Annotated in this window: 20 protein-coding genes; 9 read left to right on the forward strand and 11 right to left on the reverse strand. The window is 59.0% G+C overall.

The window, feature by feature from the left end:
• Nucleotides 1–19: 19 nt before the first annotated feature.
• Nucleotides 20–895, reverse strand: coding sequence for a patatin-like phospholipase family protein (locus MK745_RS09425; RefSeq protein ID WP_243613040.1), 876 nt, complete (start codon nucleotides 893–895; stop codon nucleotides 20–22).
• Nucleotides 892–3,750: an excinuclease ABC subunit UvrA gene (gene uvrA / locus MK745_RS09430; protein ID WP_243613041.1), complete on the reverse strand. Its 2,859-nt coding sequence runs from the start codon at nucleotides 3,748–3,750 to the stop codon at nucleotides 892–894. The genes MK745_RS09425 and uvrA overlap by 4 nt, the downstream gene beginning before the upstream one ends.
• 183 nt (nucleotides 3,751–3,933) lie before the next feature.
• Between uvrA and MK745_RS09435 the strand changes: the two genes are divergently transcribed.
• The gene (locus MK745_RS09435; RefSeq protein ID WP_243613042.1) at nucleotides 3,934–4,293 is read left to right on the forward strand and encodes a rhodanese-like domain-containing protein; all 360 of its coding nucleotides are present in this window, start codon (nucleotides 3,934–3,936) and stop codon (nucleotides 4,291–4,293) included.
• A 15-nt stretch (nucleotides 4,294–4,308) separates the two neighbouring features.
• Here the strand turns inward: MK745_RS09435 and MK745_RS09440 are convergent, their stop codons facing one another.
• The 6 genes from MK745_RS09440 to MK745_RS09465 form a co-directional block, all read right to left on the reverse strand.
• Entirely contained in the window at nucleotides 4,309–4,905 is a 597-nt protein-coding gene (locus MK745_RS09440; RefSeq protein WP_243613043.1) for a class I SAM-dependent methyltransferase, read from the reverse strand.
• 22 nt (nucleotides 4,906–4,927) lie between these two features.
• Nucleotides 4,928–6,319 (reverse strand): dihydrolipoyl dehydrogenase, encoded by a 1,392-nt coding sequence (lpdA, locus tag MK745_RS09445; RefSeq protein WP_243613044.1) that lies wholly within the window; start codon nucleotides 6,317–6,319, stop codon nucleotides 4,928–4,930.
• Nucleotides 6,320–6,452: 133 nt separating this feature from the next.
• Nucleotides 6,453–7,031 (reverse strand): DUF924 family protein, encoded by a 579-nt coding sequence (locus tag MK745_RS09450; protein ID WP_243613045.1) that lies wholly within the window; start codon nucleotides 7,029–7,031, stop codon nucleotides 6,453–6,455.
• Between the two features lie 101 nt (nucleotides 7,032–7,132).
• Nucleotides 7,133–8,392 carry an MFS transporter gene (locus tag MK745_RS09455; RefSeq protein WP_243613046.1) on the reverse strand — a complete coding sequence of 420 codons (1,260 nt, stop codon included), beginning with the start codon at nucleotides 8,390–8,392 and terminating at the stop codon, nucleotides 7,133–7,135.
• 86 nt (nucleotides 8,393–8,478) lie between these two features.
• Nucleotides 8,479–9,537: a tRNA preQ1(34) S-adenosylmethionine ribosyltransferase-isomerase QueA gene (gene queA / locus MK745_RS09460; protein ID WP_243613047.1), complete on the reverse strand. Its 1,059-nt coding sequence runs from the start codon at nucleotides 9,535–9,537 to the stop codon at nucleotides 8,479–8,481.
• A 5-nt stretch (nucleotides 9,538–9,542) separates the two neighbouring features.
• Complete coding sequence (locus tag MK745_RS09465; protein WP_243613048.1) at nucleotides 9,543–12,758, reverse strand: DUF3971 domain-containing protein; 3,216 nt, start codon at nucleotides 12,756–12,758, stop codon at nucleotides 9,543–9,545.
• A 157-nt stretch (nucleotides 12,759–12,915) separates the two neighbouring features.
• Here MK745_RS09465 and MK745_RS09470 point away from each other — a divergent pair, with 157 nt between their 5' ends.
• From MK745_RS09470 to MK745_RS09485, 4 genes are all read left to right on the forward strand, one after another.
• The gene (locus MK745_RS09470; protein ID WP_243613049.1) at nucleotides 12,916–13,377 is read left to right on the forward strand and encodes a peroxiredoxin; all 462 of its coding nucleotides are present in this window, start codon (nucleotides 12,916–12,918) and stop codon (nucleotides 13,375–13,377) included.
• 20 nt (nucleotides 13,378–13,397) lie between these two features.
• Nucleotides 13,398–14,207 (forward strand): ferritin-like domain-containing protein, encoded by an 810-nt coding sequence (locus MK745_RS09475; protein WP_243613094.1) that lies wholly within the window; start codon nucleotides 13,398–13,400, stop codon nucleotides 14,205–14,207.
• Nucleotides 14,208–14,359: 152 nt separating this feature from the next.
• Nucleotides 14,360–15,673 (forward strand): M23 family metallopeptidase, encoded by a 1,314-nt coding sequence (locus MK745_RS09480; RefSeq protein ID WP_243613050.1) that lies wholly within the window; start codon nucleotides 14,360–14,362, stop codon nucleotides 15,671–15,673.
• A complete protein-coding gene (locus MK745_RS09485) occupies nucleotides 15,663–16,196 on the forward strand; it encodes a bactofilin family protein (protein ID WP_243613051.1) in 534 nt (177 codons plus the stop codon). The genes MK745_RS09480 and MK745_RS09485 overlap by 11 nt, the downstream gene beginning before the upstream one ends.
• 230 nt (nucleotides 16,197–16,426) lie before the next feature.
• Here the strand turns inward: MK745_RS09485 and MK745_RS09490 are convergent, their stop codons facing one another.
• Both MK745_RS09490 and MK745_RS09495 read right to left on the reverse strand, forming a co-directional pair.
• Nucleotides 16,427–16,981, reverse strand: a complete 555-nt coding sequence (locus tag MK745_RS09490; RefSeq protein WP_243613095.1) for a peptidylprolyl isomerase — start codon at nucleotides 16,979–16,981, stop codon at nucleotides 16,427–16,429.
• A complete protein-coding gene (locus MK745_RS09495) occupies nucleotides 16,974–17,486 on the reverse strand; it encodes a peptidylprolyl isomerase (protein ID WP_243613052.1) in 513 nt (170 codons plus the stop codon). The genes MK745_RS09490 and MK745_RS09495 overlap by 8 nt, the downstream gene beginning before the upstream one ends.
• Before the next feature lie 136 nt (nucleotides 17,487–17,622).
• On the opposite strand from MK745_RS09495, the gene MK745_RS09500 reads away from it, so the two are divergent.
• On the forward strand, nucleotides 17,623–18,813 hold the full coding sequence (locus MK745_RS09500) for a phosphoglycerate kinase (protein WP_243613053.1): 1,191 nt from the start codon (nucleotides 17,623–17,625) through the stop codon (nucleotides 18,811–18,813).
• A 139-nt stretch (nucleotides 18,814–18,952) separates the two neighbouring features.
• Nucleotides 18,953–19,846: a fructose bisphosphate aldolase gene (locus tag MK745_RS09505; RefSeq protein WP_243613054.1), complete on the forward strand. Its 894-nt coding sequence runs from the start codon at nucleotides 18,953–18,955 to the stop codon at nucleotides 19,844–19,846.
• An 84-nt stretch (nucleotides 19,847–19,930) separates the two neighbouring features.
• Here MK745_RS09505 and MK745_RS09510 read toward each other — a convergent pair whose 3' ends face one another.
• Entirely contained in the window at nucleotides 19,931–21,550 is a 1,620-nt protein-coding gene (locus MK745_RS09510) for an acyl-CoA dehydrogenase family protein (RefSeq protein WP_243613055.1), read from the reverse strand.
• A gap of 158 nt (nucleotides 21,551–21,708) precedes the next feature.
• Here MK745_RS09510 and MK745_RS09515 point away from each other — a divergent pair, with 158 nt between their 5' ends.
• Both MK745_RS09515 and pdhA read left to right on the forward strand, forming a co-directional pair.
• A complete protein-coding gene (locus tag MK745_RS09515; RefSeq protein WP_243613056.1) occupies nucleotides 21,709–22,011 on the forward strand; it encodes an FtsB family cell division protein in 303 nt (100 codons plus the stop codon).
• Nucleotides 22,012–22,141: 130 nt separating this feature from the next.
• The gene (gene pdhA / locus MK745_RS09520) at nucleotides 22,142–23,131 is read left to right on the forward strand and encodes a pyruvate dehydrogenase (acetyl-transferring) E1 component subunit alpha (protein ID WP_243613057.1); all 990 of its coding nucleotides are present in this window, start codon (nucleotides 22,142–22,144) and stop codon (nucleotides 23,129–23,131) included.
• Nucleotides 23,132–23,136 lie beyond the last annotated feature (5 nt).

The raw sequence follows: 23,136 nt of genomic DNA on the forward strand, positions 1-23,136 counted from the left end.
CCGCCCGCCTTGGGCGGGGTCACCCCTTCAGCAGATCGCGGATCGCATCTGCCTGATCCCGCACGATCCGTTCACCTTCGCTGATCGCCTTATCGGCTCGGAACAGTTCCAACACCGACATGTCGTTTAGATCCGCCTCAAGGGCGAGGTTCGGTGGATCAGAGGCGCTTCGGGTCTTCCGGACATATTCCGTCATGATATCAATGGAAGTCGACACCACATCGAGCGAGTTCGGCCCCGGCTCGCTATCCGGTTGCAGCATATCGCGCACGCTATCTGGCAGCTTCTCCACCCACCCCGCAGAACCCAATTTGGATAGAAAGCTTTCGCGTGGTTCCCAAAGGTTGCCGAACTTTGCGTTGGGATTTACAGCAAGGGTCACGTCCGCCTCAAGTGCACGACAGGCAGAGCTTGGGACCGGATTGACCAGCCCTCCATCCAACAGCCATTTCCCATCAACCTTGTGAGGGCTGAACAAACCGGGGATCGAGATGGTCGCCCGAATGGCGTCAAAAAGCGATCCGCGTTGGATCCAGATCTCCCGCCCCGTCGCCATATCCGTTGCGACGACGATAAACGGCTTGCCGAGGTCTTCGATCCGTTCCGGCAGATCGAGATCCTTGAGCATCTCGCGCACTGTCCCACCGCGCAAAAGACCGCCATGTTCAAACCGCAGGTCGACGTAGTTGAGCATTCCGCGTTGTGTCAGGGCGCGCGCCCAATCTTCCAGGCGAGACAGACGGCCAGAGGCCCATGCCGCGCCCACAAGCGCGCCCATAGAGCATCCAGCGACCACGTCCGGAGCAACGCCGATCGCATCAAGCTCTTTGAGCACACCGATATGGCACCACCCTCGCGCACCACCAGAGCCAAGAGCGATCCCGAGCCGGCTCATTCCGCGGCAACCCGTTTGGCCGCTAGCATCGGTTTCAGGTAGCGCCCTGTATGACTGCGTTCGACCTCGGCCACATCCTCGGGCGTCCCGCAAGCCGCGATCTCGCCCCCGCCATCACCGCCCTCTGGGCCAATGTCGATGATCCAATCCGCAGTCTTGATCACATCGAGGTTGTGTTCGATCACGACGACCGTATTGCCCTGCTCAACCAACTCATGCAGAACCTCGAGAAGTTTTCGCACGTCTTCGAAATGCAGGCCCGTGGTCGGTTCATCTAGGATATAGAGGGTACGCCCTGTGGACCGCTTTGCCAGTTCCTTGGAAAGCTTGACCCGCTGTGCCTCACCACCAGAGAGCGTCGTCGCCTGCTGGCCGACTTTGATGTAGCCAAGGCCGACCCGCGCCAGCGCATCCATCTTGTCCCGGATCGAGGGCACCGCCTTGAAGAAGTCCTGCGCATCTTCCACCGTCATATCGAGGACATCCGCAATGCTTTTGCCCTTGAATTTGATCTCCAGTGTCTCGCGGTTGTAGCGCGCACCGTTGCAGGTTTCGCAGGTGACATAGACATCAGGCAAGAAATGCATCTCGATCTTGATGACCCCGTCCCCCTGACAGGCTTCACAACGCCCGCCTTTGACGTTGAAACTAAACCGTCCCGGCTTGTAGCCCCGCGTCTTGGCCTCTGGTAGCCCCGCGAACCAATCTCGGATCGGAGTAAACGCCCCGGTATAGGTCGCGGGGTTGGAACGCGGTGTGCGGCCAATCGGGCGTTGGTCGATGTCGATGACCTTGTCGAGATGCTCGAGCCCCTTGATCGTCTCACAAGGAGCAGGCGTTTGGCGCGCCCCGTTGAGGCGCATTGAGGCCGTCTTGAACAGGGTTTCAATGGTGAGGGTTGACTTTCCCCCTCCAGACACACCCGTCACGCACACGAATTTCCCAAGTGGGAAATCCGCTGTGGCAGATTTGAGGTTGTTCCCGGTCGCCTTGACGACAGTGACTTTCTTGCCGTTCCCATCCCGGCGCTCTGTCGGTACGGTGATCTCGCGCTCGCCTGAAAGATACTGACCGGTCAGCGAGGCCGGATCCTCGGCGATCTCTTTCGGCGTGCCTTTAGAGACGACGCGACCACCATGCACACCAGCGCCGGGGCCGATATCGAACACATAGTCGGCCTCGCGGATCGCTTCTTCGTCGTGTTCGACAACAATGACAGTATTGCCCTGATCCCGTAGGTTCTTGAGTGTCCCAAGAAGCCGATCATTGTCACGTTGGTGAAGCCCGATCGACGGCTCGTCGAGCACGTAGAGCACCCCGGTCAAACCGGACCCAATCTGCGACGCGAGCCGAATTCGCTGGCTCTCACCACCGCTTAGCGTTCCACTTGAACGTGATAGTGTAAGGTATTCCAAACCAACGTTATTTAGGAAACCAAGCCGCTCTTTGATCTCTTTGACGATGGCACGTGCGATCTCTTTTTTCTGAGCCGTCAGATGGTTTGGCGCGTCTTCGATCCAACGATAGGCTTCGCGGATCGACATCTCGACGACCTTGCCGATATGCAGACCGGCGATGCGCACCGCCAAGGCCTCTTCCCGAAGGCGATATCCGCCGCAGGTGCCACAGGGTCGGTTGTTCTGGTAGCGTTCAAACTCTTCGCGGATCCAGTTGGAATCCGTCTCGCGATAGCGACGCTCCATGTTTGGAATGACGCCCTCGAAGACGCGCGTCACCTGATAGACGCGGCCCCCCTCATCATATCGGAAGGGGATTTCTTCCTCGCCGGAACCATACAGAAAAACCTGTTGCACATGTTTCGGCAGTTTTTTCCAAGGGGTATTCTTGTCAAATTCGTAATGGCGCGCAATCGCCTCGATGGTCTGCAAGAAGTACGGCGATTTCCCCTTCCGCCATGGCGCGAGCGCTCCATCATAAAGACGCAGCGTCGCATCTGGCACCACAAGGCGCTCATCAAAGAACAGCTCTTTGCCAAGCCCATCGCAATCGGGACAGGCCCCAAACGGCGCGTTGAACGAGAAAAGGCGCGGCTCGATCTCTGGGATCGTGAAACCGCTCACCGGACACGCGAAATTCTCGGAAAACGTGATCCGCTCTGGGTCGCCTTCCTTCGGTGCCGTCTCCAGAACCGCAATGCCGTCGGCAAGATCAAGCGCCGTGCGCAGACTGTCGGCAAGACGGGTTTCCATCCCTTCGCGCACCACAATACGATCCACCACGACGTCAATGTCATGACGAAACTTCTTGTCGAGTGTTGGCGGTTCATCCAGATCGTAGAATGTTCCATCGACCTTCACGCGTTGAAAGCCTTGTTTGCGCAGCTCTAGAAATTCCTTACGGTACTCGCCTTTGCGGTCACGAATAATTGGCGCAAGAAGATAACCGCGCGTCCCCTCTTCGAAAGACATAATCCGGTCGACCATATCCTGCACCTGTTGCGCTTCGATGGGCAGGCCCGTCGCCGGGCTATAGGGCGTCCCGACGCGCGCAAAAAGCAGACGCAAGTAGTCGTAGATCTCGGTCACCGTGCCAACGGTTGAGCGCGGGTTCTTGGAGGTCGTCTTCTGTTCGATCGAGATTGCCGGGGATAGCCCGCTAATATGATCGACATCCGGCTTTTCCATCATGTCGAGGAACTGTCGCGCATAGGCAGAGAGAGATTCGACGTAGCGCCTCTGCCCCTCAGCATAGATCGTATCGAAGGCGAGAGACGATTTTCCGGAACCGGACAGGCCAGTTATCACCACAAGCTGATCACGTGGAATGTCCACATCGACGTCTTTGAGATTGTGTTCGCGCGCGCCGCGCACTTCGATATTCTTCAGCTCGGCCATGATAATCCTCGCGGTGACTGCCCAAGAAATAGGTCAGATCAGCAGAGTCGCCAACCCAAAAACATGAACAAAGCATGAACTTTACCATTTTTTGGTCGTTTCTTGAATTGTATTCACAATTTCGAATGTTATTTCTGAGGCAATGGAAACACCGGCGCGGACCGGACAGCGAAGAGGTTCACCATGTTCTTTCTCAGGCAAAAGCCCAAAGCCGGAATGAGTGCACAGGAGGCCGTCCAAGGCGCCAAGGCCGGGGCGATCACCGTGATTGATGTGCGCGACGGAATGGAGCTTGCGAACTCCGGTATTGCCGAAGGGGCACTCCACATGCCCTTGATGCGACTGCGCGATATGGCCGATCCGCGCCACCCTGACTATCACCCAGCCCTCAAGACCACTGGCAAGATCGCTGTCTATTGCGCCTCTGGCGCGCGGTCACATTCTGCCGCATCCGTGTTGCGCCAACTTGGCTATGAAGACGTACACAACATCGGTGGTTTGTCGCATTGGGTGCAGGCTGGCGGCAAGGTCATCCGCACCTAGAGCTGCGCACCCGCCCTATGTGCGGCGCGCTATAGCCCAAGCACAGATCGGCATTTCCGGATCGTTTTCAAGCGTGTCCCGACCCTCATCATACATCGGAGGCCACGGCAGTTCGAGATTGCGCGCTGCAGCGGGACGGTTTCCCCATTGCTCGGCTTGAATCTCGTCCTCCGCGAATCCGCATTCAATCAACAGGTTCTTGAGGCCGCGCGCAGACCAACGCGAATTGTCCAAAGGCGCCGCATGAAACGGAATGTGGAAAGGCACCGCGACCCAGAAATGCCCTCCTTTCCGAAGCATCCTGCGCACGTTCTTCGTCGCCGCGTAGGGGCGATCAAGATGTTCCCAGACCTGGTTGGCGATGATGAGGTCGAATTTGCGCGGCTTTCCGTCCGGACGTGGGAACGGACCCGCGCAAATGTCAAACTCGGGGTAGATGAAGCGTTCGTAGGAGCGAAACCCAAACTGTTCGCCCCATCGCCCCGAGATTTCCGCTGCATCTAGTCGCTCAGGATCAAGCGCACGGATCATGCGGCGGCTCGATTTGGCCATAACGATCCGATTAAGGCTTGGCACTTCGGGCTCCCGGCTGGATCGGTGGGGACGGGCCATAGGCGCGCCCCTCTCCGATTGCTTACATATGGATCACGCGCCCATATGCATCGAGCACGCTTTCATGCATCATTTCAGAAAGCGTCGGGTGCGGGAAGACCGTTTCCATCAACTCCGCTTCGGTTGTCTCGAGGGTGCGGCCCACGACATAGCCCTGGATCATCTCGGTGACTTCCGCACCGACCATATGCGCCCCGAGCAGCTCTCCTGTCTTGGCATCGAACACTGTCTTTACCATGCCCTCTGCCTCGCCAAGTGCGATGGCCTTGCCGTTGCCGATGAACGGGAAACGCCCGACCTTGACCTCATACCCAAGCTCTTTGGCCTTTGCTTCACTATAGCCGACAGAGGCGACTTGCGGGTGACAATAGGTGCAACCCGCGATGCTTTCGGGTTTGACGGGATGAGGCTTCTGTCCGGCGATCAATTCCGCGATCATCACGCCCTCGTGGCTCGCCTTGTGGGCAAGCCAAGGCGCGCCGGCGATATCGCCGATCGCGTAGACGCCTTCGACATCTGTGCGGCAATAGGCATCTGTGACGACATGGGTACGATCCACCTTGACGCCGATCTCTTCAAGGCCAAGACCCTCGACGTTGCCGACGATACCAACCGCCGAAATGACCGTATCAAAGTCGTGTTTCTCGACCTTGCCACCAGCTTCGATATGGGCCGTGACTTTGCCTTTGCCGCGGTCAAGTTGCTTGACCATGGATTTCTCGCGAATGGTCATGCCTTGCTTTTGAAACTGTTTCTTCGCGAATGCGCTGATCTCTGCGTCTTCTACAGGCAAGACACGATCCATCACCTCAACCACCGTGGTATCGGCGCCAAGTGTATTGAAGAAACTTGCGAACTCGATCCCGATCGCGCCAGAGCCAATCACGAGGAGCTTCTTGGGCATACGTTTGGGCTGAAGTGCATGTTTGTAGGTCCATACGAGATCGCCATCCGCCTCAAGCCCCGGCAACTCGCGCGCGCGGGCGCCTGTCGCAAGCACGATATGCTTGGATGTCAGCTCTTCGTTGCCCTTCTCTGTCTTGACGGTCACTTTGCCTTTGGCGGGAAGGCTCGCTTCACCCATGACCACCGTGATCTTGTTCTTCTTCATCAGGTGGCCGATGCCAGAGCTCAGCTGCTTGGCAACACCACGCGAGCGTTTCACGACCGCATCAAGATCGTAAGACAGGTTATCTGCGCTGAGGCCAAATTCCTTCGCGCGATGCATCAGGTGATACACTTCTGCAGAGCGCAGAAGCGCCTTGGTCGGGATACACCCCCAGTTGAGGCAGATGCCCCCCATGTGCTCGCGCTCAACAATCGCGACGTTGAGGCCCAGCTGTGCGCCCCGGATCGCCGCCACATAGCCGCCCGGCCCTGCGCCGATCACGATCATATCGAAAGATTTGGCCATGACGCCCTCCGTGATTCAATTTAGTTCAGCATTAAACTATTTCTCCCGACGCTTCAAACGTCATTTCATTCAATACCAAAAACCCGCGCGAATTTATCGCACGGGTTCAGAAATTCTCATGATTTGGCGTGTTTCAGCCGACCTGCTGTAGCTCTTGCACGGTCTGGCCATAGCCTCCATTGGCAACATATGCCTTTTCCGGCTCGGTCGACGCCCGCGACAAGGCTTCGTTGCGATAGGGGAAACGCCCGAACTGACGAATGACTTCGCGATGCGCCTTGGCATGAAGCATATTGGAAGTGCCGGATTCCGGCATCCGCTCTTTCATCAGGCGCACGCAGCGCTCTTGATCACAGAGGTTTTCGGAATGCATCAGCGGCAGATAGAAGAACTGCCGCGCGGGCTCTGCAATTTTGAGATCATATCCATGATGAATTGCGCCCTTGGCCGCTGCGAGAGCAATGCGGTCCGACGAGAAGGCCTTGGAACTGCCACGGAACATGTTCCTTGGAAACTGGTCGTTGAGGACGACATAGGCGAGCGCGCCGCTCGGGTATGTCAGCCACTGTGCAAAGCTACCTTCCTGCGCAGCTGTCCACGTATCTTGAAATCCTTCTCGGATCTGTTCGTCCAGATCTTCTGAGACTTTGTACCACCCGTCTGGCCCGACGTCGTCCAGCCAGAACTTCAATATCTCTTCCGGGCTCGCCATTGCCCTTATCTCCTCACCATACGCCACCCACCTGTGACATAAAAACGTTACACATGATTACTGTCGAAAAAACAGTAACAAATTACAACAGCGACGACACATTATGACGCAGCCTCGGCCTCCTCTTCTTCGAGGGCGGTTTCAATGGCGAATTCCTGCGCAACCTCAACAGCCACTGGCGAAGAAGTAGGCAAAACCGGCGCGTAGGTTGCCGTTTCATCAACAGTTGACCGGCGTGTCATCCGGTACGCGGCGTAGCCCCCAAGGCCAATCATGAGTACGGCAATGAGCAGAAAGAAGCCGGAGGCGCCATAGGTCGACATGATCCACCCCGTCACGACCGGACCGGCGATGGCACCGATACCATTGACGAACACCATGCCGCCAGAGGCCGCAGCCATGTCATCAAGTTCGAGGAAATCGTTCGTGTGCGCGATCAGAAGTGAATAGAGCGGATTGGACAGCCCCCCAATAAGAGCAGCCGCGACAAGAAGCAGAACAAAGTTCTCGCCCGCGATCATCCCGAGCACCGCGCCAAGCCCACCGATGAGCGCCGCCGCCATGATAAGCACCCGGCGATCCATGCGGTCTGAAAGCCAGCCGAGCGGATATTGTAGGAACGTCGCTCCGACATAGAAGGCCGCGACAAAGATCGAAATCTGCGCAACGCTGAGCCCGATCTGAGCACCGAAAACCGCCGACATACCGAACTGCGCCGAGAATACGCTGCCGAGAAGGAACATGCCGACAACGCCAAGCGGCGATGTTTCCAGGAGGCTGCGCAGGTTCATCGGTTTCGTTGTGTCAAAGGCAGGTGTTGGTGAAATGCTCAGGAGAATGGGTGCAAACGAAATCGAAACAAGCACCGAGGGAATGACGAAGAGGACAAAACCCGAAGGATCGGCCGTCACGAGAAGCGCTTGAGCGACGATAATGCCGATCATCTGCACGATCACATAGAGCGACAGCGCTTGCCCGCGCGTCTCATTCGTGGCGGCGTTGTTGAGCCAGCTTTCGGCGGTCACATACACGCCCGAGAAACAGAACCCGATAATGATCCGCCCAATCGCCCAAACCCAAGGGTTTGCAAAGGTCGGATAGAGAATCAGGACGGCAGAGATGAACGACGCCAGCGCTGCGAAGACCCGCACATGGCCGACCCGCCGGATCATCTCGGGCGCCATACGCGAGCCACCGAGAAAGCCGAGGAAGTAGGAGGACATGACAATCGACATCTCAAAGGTCGAGAAGCCTTCAATCTCGCCGCGAATACCAAGCAACGTGGATTGCAGGCCGTTCCCGACCATCAAGAGCATCATACCGAGCAATAGCGCCCAGGCGTTGGACAGGAACTGAAACATTCACCCCTCCTGAAGGTTTTTCTCCGCACTACCGTGCGTGACGTATGCCGGGCCTCATATGAACGACAAAACCCGGTCCATGTGCGTCACGCCTGTGACGGTATCAACAAAGACGCATCGCCATATGAAAAAAACCGGTACTCATTCACGATCGCGTGTGAATAGATCGCCTTGATCCGATCTTCTCCCATGAGTGCTGATACAAGCATCATCAATGTCGATTTCGGTAGGTGGAAGTTTGTCATCAGCGCATCCGCAACATGAAACACGAAACCCGGATAGATGAAGATATCGGTTTCCCCCTGCCACGGCGCAATCGCGCCGCTTTCGCGCGCCGCGCTCTCGATCAGGCGCAGGGCGGTGGTGCCGACGGGGATCACGCGCCCGCCTGCGGCCTTTGTGGCTGCGATCTCTGCGGCAGCGGTGTCGCTCACATGGCCCCACTCGGCATGCATCTTGTGCTTGGTCACGTCCTCGACCTTGACCGGAAGAAACGTCCCCGCTCCGACATGCAGGGTCACGAAGGTAAACGTGACACCCATCTCACGCAGACGTTCGAGAAGCGGCGCATCGAAATGAAGGGAAGCCGTCGGCGCGGCCACGGCGCCTTTGTGTCGGGCGAAGACGGTTTGGTAATCGTCCATGTCGCGCTCGTCCGCTGCACGTTTGGCCGCAATGTAAGGGGGCAATGGCATCATGCCCGCCTCGGCCAATGCTGCATCGAAATCTTCCCCGACAAGGTTGAAGCTCAGGATGCCCTGCCCTTCTTCCTTGGCAAGGAGCGTCGCACTCAGCCGCTCGGAGAAAACGATATCTTCGCCTTCGCGCACCTTCTTCAAGGGCTTAAGGAGCGCCGTCCAAGCGCCATCACCACGCGGCTCAAGCAAGGTCACATCAATGCGCGCCTCTGTGGGACCGTCCGGCCCCTGTCGTAGGCGGCGCCCAAAGAGGCGAGCGGGGATAACCTTGGTGTCGTTCAGGACGAGCCGATCCCCGGGACGCAGCCATTTGGTCAGGTCCGTCACCACCGCATCGGTGATCTTATCGCCATCTGCCACGAGAAGCCGCGCGGAACTGCGCGGGTCTGCTGGGCGCGTGGCAATCAATCGATCAGGAAGATCGAAGTCGAAATCGGACAGGTTCATTTGGGCTACTCTTCAAGATTCGGGGCCGGGCGGCGGAAAATCTCGCGTAAGAACCCGGGCGTCAAGGCCGAGAGCGGATTGACCGAGACGCGCATGTTGTCCGGCGTGCCGCGCAAGTTGTAGTTGAAGGCGATCAAACCTTCGCCCTTCTTGGCAACGATCCGGCCGATAGCGTTCACCACGTAGAGCGGCGATAAAGCCCCCTGAAAATCCATCTGACGCGAGGCAAGATCATAGACACCATCAAGCGAAATCCCCATGGCAGGGCCGACCGCACTACTCTCGCCCACGATGATCTGGTCCGGCGTGAGGCGGAACTCTGCGGTGACATCGGAAAAGCTGATACCGGGCCCGTTCAATTGGTCGAGCAAGCCGACAATGCTCAACGCATTAAAGACCTCCGCCATCACCGGTGCGTTCTGGATGCGAATATCTTCGATCTTGACGTAGCCATTGAATACTCCGGGGCCTTGCGTGGGTGTCAGCGCCATTTGCAGCGTCCCGGCATCAGAGGCATCCGAAAATCCAAGTGATTTGATAATCCTACCAGCCTGACGCGAGCGCAGATCAATCCGGGTCCGACCATTGAGCGGCGAAAGCGTTCCATCGACGGCCGCCTCGCCGTTGAGCAACCCTGAGAAGGCTCCGCGCAGCGTCGACCCTCCCGTGGTTTCAACCGCTACATTTCTAAGGTGGATCGTGTCCGACACATCGACACGGTCAAGACGTCCAGAGATCGGGCCCATCGGGCGCCCCGACGACGCGCCACCAGAAGGTAGGCCCCGAATATCGACGCGCCCCCCAGAGACGCGTATCGCGGCCGGAACATCTTCACCACGGCCCTGCAAACGTCCCTGCCCATCAAGCCAAGCCCCGACCTGGAAGGTGGTAAAGTCAGCGGCATCAAGCGTCCCATCCGGTTTCAGTGTGACGCTGCCTTCCGCGTTGAGATTGCCACCGGAAAGCGCGATCTTCTCTAGAGAAGGCGGGGTTGATAGCACCATGTCGACGGCAAGATCGCCATTGGCAGTGGCGCTCTTTCGAATGCCAAGCGGCGCAAAAGCCAAAGACAAACCGTCGAGATCCGACGTCAGGCGCATCTGCGGCGGTTCGCCCTTGTTGAAATCGATCCGAAACGCCGCCTTGGCAGTGCCGTCCACTGTGCCTTGTGGAAGGCCTATGCGAAATTCATCCATGGCCACAGGACCGAGGTCTGCGGTCCCCTGCAAGGTGCTGCGCCCGTTCGCGCTTGGGCCAAGGGCTGTCTCCCAAATGGCCACGAATGGCACCGCGCCAAGCTGACCGGAGCCATCGATCGTCAAAGACCTGTTTGTTGCCTCCCAAGTCGCGCGGCCCTTGATCGTCTTCTCCTTAACGAAGTGATCGCTCATGAAGGCTGGCATGGTGCCCGCAAGGTCAAAGGTCACAAGTTCTTTGGGCAGTTTCTTTTTCAGAAGTAGTTCGATCGTCCCCGAAGCCGTCATATCGCCTTGCGCGAGGGTCACGGGCAAGTTGGCCTTATCCATGGCCGATAGAGGCGGCCGGTTGAGAAGAGAAAGCGCCGCCGGGATCGGTCCGCTGGCCTTGAGATCGACACGCGCGGGTGCAGGTTTTTGCCGCGTATCGAGAATGGTGAACCCCGTCCCTGTTGCGTCAATCGCGCCCCCTTCGTCCGCCGTCACATAGCCTTTTTCTGCCGCAACGCGGAACGTATTGTCGGAAAAGCTCGCATAGCCCGCCGCACCTTGCATATCCGGCAGGCTCTTCACAAAACGCATGTCGAGGTCACGAAACTGAAAATCTGCGCGCACTTTGGGGCGATCGTTCTCTTGCGAGCGTAGCGCGACCCGTGCGGAATGTAGGTCTAACTTGTGGATGTTCTCATCAATCCAAATGCGCAGCTTCGGTAGGAACGCCTCGGGCCAAAGACCAAGAACACGGCGATGATCGAGCGTGTTTGCCTGAGCGTCGATCGCATACTGCCAGTTATCGGGCGTGGTACGCACGTCACCGCTCAGGGATAAGACCTGATTTCCTTCGATCAACACTGCTTGGCCGAGTTGTATCTCGAAAGGAGACAGATCGAGGTGGAAATCGGCAAATGCCTGATCGAGTGCGACCGGTATCGTCTCGCGGTCGTTTGGATTGACTTCGAGCTGATCGAGGCGCAACTGCACCACCATTTCACCGGGAAGCCCCAGTTCCATATCCTGCAGAAGCGCCTTGCCATTTGCTGTAAGCCGCACCCACGGAGCTTGCACGGAGAGTTCATCAAGCAAGAGCGTGTCACCGGTCGGCTCAAAGGTCAGATAGGTATGCGCAGATTCGAAAGGGATCGGACTGACGGTATCGGTTGGTTGCACTGCGCCTGCGCCGATCTGAAGTGCGGCGCTGGTGGCGCCAAGCGCGCCGGTCTCGTCAATCGAGCTGCGCAGTGAGCCGGAAATCGGCGCACGCAGGATATCGAGCCAAGCCAGTGCCGGGGATTGCGAGGCGATGTCCTCAGCGGAAATGTCCTCGAATGTGACACCAAAACGTGACGCATCAGAGCCATAGGAGGTTTCGTATTTTACTTCCAACGTGGTGACGTAGTCCCGCGCACCAAGCGCCACGAGACTCGCGGAAAGATCGATCCCGGCCTCGTCACGACTTAGGCGCGCTTGCCCACCGTCAATCGTCCACCCTTTCCCGGCGCGCACATCTTCATAGCGCAGGGTCACGGCGGTCAGGCTGGCCTCGGCCAGACGCGCAAGCCAAGGTTTGGCAAGCCCCTCTTTGAGTTCTCGTGACAGGCTTGCAAGCGTGGTCTTGCGGTCCACCGGGTCAACCGTTTGAGCGTCAGTGCCAAGTGCCACGCTGATCGACCCGTCCGAAAGCCGGCGCATATTGAGGAACAGCCCACTGACATGCAGCGCGCTCGGGGCAAGGCGGCCCTCCTTCAACGCTTCAAGTGAAAGGGTGCTATCAATCTCGGCTATCTCAACGACGGCCCCTGTCTCGGGATCTTGCAACAACACCGCAGAGGCGCGGATACGCGGGCGCCAGTCCTCTTCAAGCACGATGGAGATCTGGCCAATCTCGACATCCAGCTCGGGTACTTCGCGCGCCACCACCTCGACCACCTGCTCCGCCGCCCAGTCGGGTAGCGTCAAGCTCCGCTCGAGCAACAGAATAAGCCCAAGCGCAATGACAACCGCCGAAAGCGATAGACTCAGGAGCATCCACAGACCGACGCGCCGACGACGCGGGGGCCTCGGGTCTTCGGAGTCCGGGATATCATCCGTGTTGCTCAGGGCCGCCTCGTTTGGTTTTCTGGTTGGGCTTGCTCGTTGGATGGCACTATATACCCTACGCTAGAGACACCCAAGGACTGAGCACATGATTGACGTCAATGACACGGCCCCCGACTTCACCCTCCCGGCGACGGGTACGCAGGACATAACCCTTTCAGAGTTGCGCCCTGCCCCGGTGGTTCTCTTCTTCTATCCACGCGACAACACTGCCGGCTGCACGCGCGAGGCCATCGAGTTCACCGAGTCGCTCGCAGCCTTCAAGGCAGCTGATGCGAAGGTGTTTGGCATTTCCAAGGATGGCTTGGCCTCGCATGAGAAGTTCATTGCCAAAAAAGAACTCGGGATGCCGCTGCTTTCGGATGAGGATAGCGATGTCTGCGAGACCTATGGCGTCTGGAAAGAAAAGAAGATGTATGGCAAGACCTTCATGGGCATTGAGCGCAGCACTTTCTTAATTGATGGTGATGGTCGGATCGCGAAGGTCTGGCGCAAGGTTAAGGTTGATGGCCATGTCGCCGAAGTCCTTGAGGCGGTGACCGCGCTGTGACTGACCTGACCCTGTCTGAAATGGCGGTCGAAGTCTTGACCACCGCCGATGGGCGCGCAAAGACCGCGCTTTCTCACAAGCATGCGGCCACGTGGTTCGCGGCCCGCGCGCGGGGCGAGACAATCGAAATCGGTCGCGCCAGCCCACCGCTGCGCCCTGCACGCCCGGAAAAACCAGAACTATTGTCGCCACGCGACGTGCCCCGGCGCAGACCCGGAAGTCCTGAGGGCCGCATCGCACTTCTCCACGCAGTGGCGCATATCGAGTTGAACGCGGTGGACCTTCACTGGGACATCATCGCGCGCTTTACAGACACGCCGATGCCGGTTGGTTTCTATGATGACTGGGTGAAATCAGCAGACGAAGAATCCAAGCATTTCAACCTTATATGCGACTGCCTTGAAGCTATGGGGAGCCACTATGGCGCGCTCGCCGCACATGCCGGCATGTGGCGCGCCGCCGAAGATACGGCCGAGGACTTCCTCGGTCGACTCGCGGTTGTGCCCATGGTGCTCGAGGCGCGCGGGCTTGATGTCACCCCCGGCATGATCAAGATTTTCGAGAAGGCCAAAGAAGAACAGACGCTTGAAGCGCTGCGCATTATCTATGCCGAAGAGGTTGGTCATGTGGCCTATGGAGCCAAGTGGTTCAATTTCCTTTGTGGCCGCGACAACCTCGATCCGAAATCGGAATTCCACGCCCTCGTGCAGCGCTATTTCCACTCGAACCTGAAGGCGCCGTTCAACGAGGAAAAGCGTGCGGAAGCCGGTATTCCGCCCGATTTCTACTGGCCGCTCGCCGACGAACTGCCACCGCCCTACGCCCGTTGATCGGCAAGTCCTTGCCCATGCGCGTTTTAATCCTGTTGCCCAATCGGCTCTGTATCGGCAAAAACCTTGCTCGTGTGGGCCTGAATGGGTAAGACCCCTACGTCGGGGTGTCATGCGGCCCCGCATCGACGACAGGGACAAGGACGATAGCATTGAGAACGCGGCTCGCGATAAAGATGAATGCCTTTCTGGAACGCTACTTCCCGGAACGCCGCCTCTTCCTCCGCTCCGAGACCGATACGAGGTTCATTCGCCTGCGCCCTGCAACGCAGATCATGGTCTTCCTCGGCAGTTCCGGCATCGTGGCTTGGGCCATCATTGCGACAGCGATCCTTCTCATGGATTCGATTGGCGCCGGGAACTTCCGTGAACAGGCCCGTCGTGACCAACAGACATACGAACAACGCCTGAACGACCTCTCTGACGAGCGTGACGCCCGCACCGAAGAAGCATTGGCAGCACAGGACCGGTTCAACTCGGCGCTGGCACAGATTTCCGAAATGCAATCCGAGCTTCTGGCCTCCGAGGCGCGCGGTCGGGAACTCGAAACCGGTATCGAGGTCATTCAATCGACATTGCGCCGCACGATGAAGGAACGCGATCTCGCGCGGCTTGAAAGTGAAAGCCTGCGCAGCAATGCCAGCGGTCAGAACACGCTGATGGCGGCGGGCTCGCAAACCGGCAATGACATGGTGGATGCGCTTGCAGCAGCGCTCGAAGAAACCGCGACACAGCGCGACGAACTGATCCGCAACGCCGAGGCCGCAATCGAAGCCGAAGAAGCGATGCGCCTTGAACTTGCCCTGATGGAAGAGAAAAACGACCGCATTTTCAGGCAGTTGGAAGACGCGATGACGGTGTCAGTCGCGCCGCTTGAGAAAATGTTCAAATCCGCCGGTCTCGACACGGACGCGCTCATCAATGAGGTGAAGCGCGGCTATAACGGTCAAGGCGGCCCGATGATGCCCCTGTCTTTCTCGACAAAAGGCGGCGAGATCGATCCCGAGGCGCAGCGCGCCAACCGCCTGCTCGACCGGCTCGACGCTCTGAATACCTACCGCATTGCGGCAGAAACCGCGCCCTTCTCGATCCCGGTCAAGAGCGCTTATCGCTTTACCAGCGGCTTTGGCATGCGCTGGGGTCGGATGCATAAAGGGTCGGACTTTGCAGCGAAGCACGGAACTCCGATCTATGCGACGGCGGACGGGGTTGTGGTCCATGCCGATTGGCTTTCGGGCTATGGCCGTCTCGTAAAGATCAAGCACGATTTCGGGATCGAAACCCGTTACGCGCACCTATCCAAGTTCCGCGTGAAGAAAGGCCAAAGGGTCTCGCGCGGAGACCATATTGGTGATATGGGCAACTCTGGTCGCTCGACCGGAACCCACCTCCACTACGAAATTCGGCTCAATGGTCGTGCCGTGAATCCGATGAACTTTATCAAGGCTGGAAGAGATGTTTTCTAAGAGCAAAATCAACGAACCTGCACCGAAATCCGAGGATCCGGCCAAGCCCGCAGCGGCCGATGCCGCACCGAAGCCTGCGGCTCCGGCTCCGTCGAGCGAGTTCAAGGCCTCCGCACCCAAGGCGAAACCGCCGGCATCGGTGCTGTCCTCTGACCTCCACATTAGCGGCAACCTCAAGACGACCGGCGATATTCAAGTCGAGGGCACCGTCGAAGGCGATATCCGCGCGCACCTGCTGACCGTTGGTGAGAACGCCACGATCCGCGGCGAAGTCATCGCCGATGACGTGGTCGTCAATGGCCGCATCGTGGGTCGCGTGCGTGGCCTCAAGGTGCGCCTGACCTCGACCGCACGTGTCGAAGGCGACATCATCCACAAGACCATCGCCATCGAGAGCGGCGCGCATTTCGAAGGTTCGGTGCAGCGTCAGGACGACCCGCTTTCGGCAGGCGCCAAGAAGGCCGCTCCGGCCCCGGCGGCCAAGCCTGCACCGGCGGCAAAACCGGCTGGCAACGGTTCCTGATCTTAACAGATCTCTGGACATTTCGAGACGCCGCCTTTCTTGGGCGGCGTTTCTTTTTTGTCTTAACCTCTCAAAGAGTTAACGGCGAAATGGCGCATCTGTATCGCGTCGGTATCACGTCGGTATTGCGTCAGTGCCATTTCGCGCGCCCGTCGATTTGTTAACCTTTGCCTCTAGGCACAAAAAAGGGGGCCGCAGCCCCCTTCCCGTCTCTTTCAATGTGGGGCCGGTCACTCGGTCACGGTCACCTTGACCATGCGATCTGGCTGACCATAGACGAGACCATTCGGCCCCTCGCCGCGCTTGATCTGATCAACCACATCCATGCCCGAGGTCACCTTGCCGACGACAGTGTAGTTGCCGTTCAGGAAATAGCCTTCGTCAAACATGATGAAGAATTGCGAGTTCGCAGAGTCCGGTTCGCTCGAGCGGGCCATGCCAACGACGCCACGGTCAAAGGGGGTCTCGGAAAACTCGGCCGTAAGATCCGGGTAGGACGATCCGCCGCGTCCGGCATAGCGCATGTCGAAATCATCATCGAGCACGCCATGTTCCACATCGCCCGTCTGGGCCATGAAACCCTCGATCACCCGATGAAAAACCACGTCATCATAGGCGCCATCTTTGGCAAGCGTCGTCAGGCGCTCGGCATGGCCGGGGGCGATGTCTTCGAGAAGGTCGATGACCACTGTCCCATTGGCGCCAGGGCCGGAGATTTCGATCTCGAGGCCAGTGGCCAGAGCCGGGCTGGCGAGGAGGGTCAGAACGAGCGCGGATTTAAGCATCTGCATTGGCCGCCACCTTTACAGAGACCATGCGGTCAGGTTGCGCAGGCGGCTCGCCACGTGTGATCGCATCAACAAGTTCCATACCCGCGATCACGCGGCCATAGACCGTATATTGGCCATTGAGAAAGTGGTTGTCGCTGAAGTTGATGAAGAACTGCGAGTTTGCGCTGTCGGGCATCGCCGAACGGGCCGCGCCGAGCGTGCCGCGATCATGCGGGATGCGCGAGAACTCGGCCTTGAGGTTCGGCAAGTCCGAGCCACCGGTTCCTGCGCGGCGCAGATCAAAGTCTTTTTCCATGTTGCCGTTGGCGACATCACCTGTCTGGGCCATGAAGCCGTCGATCACGCGATGAAAGGCGACGTTGTCGTAGGCACCGGAGCGCGCCAGTTCTTTCATGCGGTCGCAATGGCCGGGCGCAATATCGGGCAGCAGTTCAATGATGACGGTGCCGTCTTTGAGTTCCATCAGGATGGTGTTTTCGGGGTCTTTGATCTCGGCCATGGGGCCCTCCTGTCATTCGTGTTGCGTGATAGTTAATCACCGGCCAGCAGAAAGCCAAGACACCGCATTGACGGTTAGGGTGTTTCCTATATGAAACGGGGCGAGCGCATTGTGAAAGACATCAGGGAGGAACCCCATGCCTTGGAAAACACTCGACGAGATGGATCTCGCCGGAAAGCGGGTCTTGACCCGTGTGGACATCAATGTGCCGGTCGTGGACGGCGTCGTGACCGACGCCACGCGCATTCAACGGATCGTACCGACGGTCAAAGACATTCTCGCTGCGGGCGGCAAGCCGATCTTGCTCGCGCATTTCGGGCGCCCCGGCGGTGAACGGCGCGAGAACCTGTCTCTCAAACAGCTTGTGCCGACGCTTGAGACCGCCTTTGGTGTTCCGGTCGCTTTTGCCGCCGATTGCGTTGGCACCGAGGCCGAGCTTGCCACCGAGACGCTTGGCGCAGGCAAGGTTCTTCTTCTCGAGAACACGCGCTTTCATGCAGGTGAGACAAAGAACGATCCGGCCCTGACCGACGCCATGGCCAAGCTTGGCGAAATCTATTGCAACGATGCCTTCTCGGCGGCGCACCGGGCGCATTGTTCGACCGAAGGCCTTGCGCACAAGATGCCCGCCTGTGCAGGGCGCCTCATGCAGGCCGAGCTTTCGGCGCTTGAAGCTGCGCTTGGCAAGCCGAACCGGCCTGTGACGGCCGTGGTCGGGGGGGCGAAAGTGTCGACCAAGCTCGAGCTGTTGTCGAACCTTGTTGAGAAGGTCGACAATCTGATCATCGGTGGCGGGATGGCGAACACCTTCCTCGCGGCCAAGGGACTCTGCATCGGGAAATCGCTGGCCGAGTTGAACATGACCGACACAGCGAAAGAGATTATGGACAAGGCCGAAGGCACAGGCTGTAGCATCGTGTTGCCGAGCGACGTTGTGGTCGCGCGCGAGTTCAAGGCCCATGCGGACAACGAGACGGTGCCGGCGGATGCCTGCCCCGAGGATGCAATGATCCTTGATGCCGGAGCACAAAGCGTGAAGACGATCACCGCCGTGCTTTCGGCGTCGCATACTGTGATCTGGAACGGTCCGCTTGGCGCCTTCGAGATCGAACCTTTTGACACGGCGACCAATGCCGCTGCGCTTGTTGCGGCGGCGCTGACAAAGTCAGGTGGAATCATTTCTGTAGCCGGGGGCGGCGACACGGTCGCGGCGCTCAATGCGTCTGGCGCAGCCAAGGACTTCAGCTATATCTCGACGGCAGGCGGTGCGTTCCTCGAATGGATGGAAGGCAAAGCCCTGCCGGGTGTGGCCGCGCTCGAAGGATAGGGCCGCCCTGCCCCGAATTCAGAAGCCCGGCGCAGATCGTTAGCGCCACCAGAATTGCATGATGCGCCCCGCTCCCGTAGAAGCGGGGCGCATTCATTTCGCAACTGCGGCAGACAAGAAATTCAAGGGCGGACCCGGCATGACCAAGCAAGCACAGATCGAACAGATGACCAGCGGCGCAGGTTTTATCGCCGCGCTGGACCAATCGGGCGGTTCCACCCCGAAAGCGCTGCGACTATATGGCGTGGAAGAGGATCAATACGGCTCGGAAGCCGAGATGTTCGACATGATCCACGCCATGCGCGCGCGGATCGCCAAGGCGCCGGCATTCAGCGGCGAGAAGGTGATTGGCGCAATCCTGTTCGAGATGACCATGGAACGCGAGATCGACGGCAAACCAACCGCGACCTATATGTGGGAAGAGCGCGGGGTGGTGCCGTTTCTCAAGGTCGACAAGGGGCTGGCCGAGGAAGCAAACGGCGTGCAGGTGATGAAGCCGATGCCTGAGCTCGACGCGCTTCTGGGCCGCGCCGTGAAGGCGGGGATCTTCGGCACCAAGATGCGTTCGGTCATCAACGCGGCGAATCCGGAAGGGATCAAGGCGGTCGTGGCGCAGCAATTCGAGGTTGGCCAAGAGATTCTTGGCCATGGGCTCTTGCCGATCATCGAGCCGGAAGTGACGATCTCGATTGCAGACAAGGCGCAAGCGGAAGACATCCTGCGGGCCGAGTTGGTCGCGCATCTCGACGCGCTGCCGGAGGGGCAGAAGGTCATGCTCAAGCTGACGCTGCCGGAGGTGGCGAACCATTATAAGGCGCTGGTCGATCATCCGAAGGTGATGCGTGTTGTGGCGCTTTCGGGGGGCTATAGCCGTGAGGAGGCCAATGATCGCCTGTCGCAAAACACTGGCGTCATTGCATCGTTCAGCCGGGCCCTGACCGAAGGGCTCACAGCGGATCAATCAGACGCGGATTTCAACGACACCATCGCGGGCACGATCGAGAGCATCTATGCGGCCTCCGTGGCGGGCTAAGAGACCCTCTCCAGAAGTCTAGAGATATTGCTTCCGTCGGATGCCTCCGGCGGGAGTATTTTCTTCAGAGAAGACCCCCTGCCCCTATCCGAGGCGCGCTAGGATGGCGTCGGTGTCAAGACCGCTGACGCTTCCGGCGATGGTGCCGCGTTGTCCGGTCAGGCGCGAAGTGATGTAGCCTTCGACCACGGGCGCGGGCGCAGACTGCATGAGCGCCGCCGTGGTGAGGAGCGAGGCGAGGCTTTCGGCGAACCAACGCGCCTCTTGTTCAGCGGGAATACCTTGCCAGCGGGTGCGGTGTTGGTTGAGGACGGCATCATAGCGCGGATCGCGGCCCTTGGCGGCGTCGAGCACGGCGTCGAGCGCCTCGACGGCAAGTGGTTCGCGCGCCAATGTGCGCAGGATGTCGAGGCAGATCACGTTACCCGAGCCTTCCCAGATCGAATTTAGCGGCGCTTCGCGGTAAAGCATGGGCATCGGCGTGTCCTCGACATAGCCCATGCCGCCAAGCACTTCCATCGCCTCGCCAATGACAGAGATACAGCGTTTGTTGTTGAGAAACTTGGCCAGCGCGACGCCAATCCGAGCAAGCGCGCGGCTCTCGTCGTCGGTCTTGTCGAAGGTGCCCGCCATGAACATGGCGACAGCCAACGCGCCTTCCCAATCAAGCGCAAGATCGGCCAGAACGGCGCGCATGAGCGGCTGGTCAATCAGGCGGCGTTGGAAGGTCGAGCGGTGCGAGACCCAATGATGCGCCTCTGCAAGGGCCGCGCGCATGAGGCCCGCGGGGGCAATGGCGGTGTCGAGGCGGGTATGGTGGACCATCTCGATGATCGTGCGCACACCGCCGCCCTCATCGCCAAGGCGATAGGCGAGCGTGTCGTGGTATTCGATCTCGGAGCTGGCATTGGCCTTGTTGCCGAGCTTGTCCTTCAGACGTTGCAAACGCATGGAATTACGCTCGCCCTCGAGCCAGCGCGGCACGAGGAAACAAGTCAGCCCGCCCTCGGCCTGGGCCAAGGTCAGAAAGCCGTCGCACATCGGCGCGGAGCAGAACCATTTATGGCCGCGCAGGCGGTAATGGTCACCGTCGCGATGGGCAATGGTCGAATTGGCGCGCACGTCAGAGCCCCCCTGTTTTTCGGTCATCGCCATGCCCATGGTCGCGCCCGCTTTCTCTGTTATCGGGCGGGTCGAGGGATCGTAGAGGCCCGACGCAAGGCGCGGCGCCCAGATTTTCTCAAGCTCGGGGTTATGACGCAGGGCCGGCACGGCGGCATAGGTCATGGTCATCGGACAGCAAGCGCCCGGCTCGACCTGGGCCATCATGTAGGAGACGACCGCATGCGTCGCATGGCCGCCCGGTTTGCCGTCCCAAGCGGCAGAGGCATAGCCCGCCTCGAGGCCAGCCTTCATGACGGTGTGATAGCCGTCGTTGAAGGCCACCTCGTCAAGCCGACGCCCGCCCCGATCGAAGAGAACGAGGCGTGGCGGGTCGCGGCGGGCGTCTTCGCCTGCGGCAATGAGGCTCTCGTCCCCGAGCGCTGCGCCGGTTGTGGCGAGCGTCTTAGTGCGTGCGCCTGCCGCCGTTGCCGCATCGCGCAGGGGCGCATCCTCAGCCCAAAGATCACGCGATCCGCGCAAAGACGGTTGGTTCATCACCTCATGGGTTTCGAGGCGGCTTGCAGCTTCGGATTGGCTCATTCGGGTCTCCTCCCTTTCGCGCCCATGCTAGGGGCGCAAGGCGCGCGATGGCCAGCGTAGCGTTGCGTCAAAAACAAGGGCCGAGGGGGATTCACACGGCGAATCACTTATGGCATAGTGATTCGCAGAAGCTCGCAAAGGGCTCGCAAGAGGCAGAAATGACAGCACAAAAAAACCGTCCCGCGATTGGTGCGCTCCTGTTTTTCGGAGTGGCGTTTGCGCTTGCCTCGATCTTTACCTTTGCTGCCGTGCAGGGCGACTATGGTCTCTTCCGACGCGTTGAGGTCGAAGCCGAAAAAGCCGTTCTGAAAGAGGATCTTGCACGGCTTCAGTCCGAGGTCACGCGGATGGAGAACCTCACCCAGCGGCTTAGCGATGACTATCTCGATCTCGACCTTCTCGATCAGCAGGCGCGCGATGTGCTTGGCCTGATCCGCTCGGACGAGATCGTTATTCGCTAACCCCTCCCTAGAATTTGACAGCATTTCTCTGCTGGTATTGCGCCAGTGGAAAATTTTCTCTCGCATGTCATACGCGATTGCGATATGTTTTTGTTTAACGTTAAACTATTTTCCTCATAGGAGGTGAGACATGGCTGCCAAACGGCCTGCGAAGAAGACGAATGTCTCGGGTGACGAACTCAAGCAATATTACCGAGACATGCTTTTGATCCGGCGCTTTGAAGAGAAAGCCGGACAACTTTACGGGATGGGCCTCATTGGCGGTTTCTGTCACCTGTATATCGGTCAGGAAGCGGTTGTTGTCGGTCTTGAGGCCGCGGCAGAGGAAGGCGACAAGCGCGTCACCTCATATCGTGACCACGGGCATATGCTTGCCTGCGGAATGGACCCGAACGGCGTCATGGCCGAGTTGACGGGGCGCGAGGGCGGCTATTCCAAGGGGAAAGGCGGCTCGATGCACATGTTCTCCAAGGAAAAGCACTTCTATGGCGGTCACGGCATCGTCGGCGCACAGGTGCCGATCGGCGCGGGCCTCGCCTTTGCCGACAAGTACAAGGACAACGGCCGCGTGACATTCACCTATTTCGGCGATGGCGCGGCGAACCAGGGACAGGTCTATGAGACCTTCAACATGGCGGCGCTTTGGGATCTTCCGGTGATCTTTGTCATCGAGAACAACCAATATGCCATGGGCACGGCGCAGCAGCGGTCGACCTCGACCCCGGACATTCACACGCGCGGCGAAGCCTTTGGCATTCCGGGCGAAGCGGTTGACGGGATGGACGTTCTTGCCGTCAAGGAGGCGGGCGAGCGCGCTGTGGCGCACTGCCGCAAGGGCAAGGGGCCCTATATCCTTGAGGTGAAGACCTATCGCTATCGCGGGCACTCCATGTCGGACCCGGCAAAGTATCGCACCCGCGAAGAGGTGCAGAAGATGCGCGAAGAGCGCGACGCGATCGAACATGTGCGGGCACTTCTGCTTGAAGGCAAGCACGCCAGCGAGGACGACCTCAAGGCGATCGACAAGGACATCAAGGCCGTGGTCAACGCCAGTGCGGACTTCGCCAAGGACAGCCCGCTACCCGCGCTCGAAGAGCTGTGGACCGACATTTACGCCTGAGACGA

Source organism: Shimia aestuarii (assembly GCF_022814865.1).
Lineage (GTDB): Bacteria > Pseudomonadota > Alphaproteobacteria > Rhodobacterales > Rhodobacteraceae > Shimia > Shimia aestuarii_A.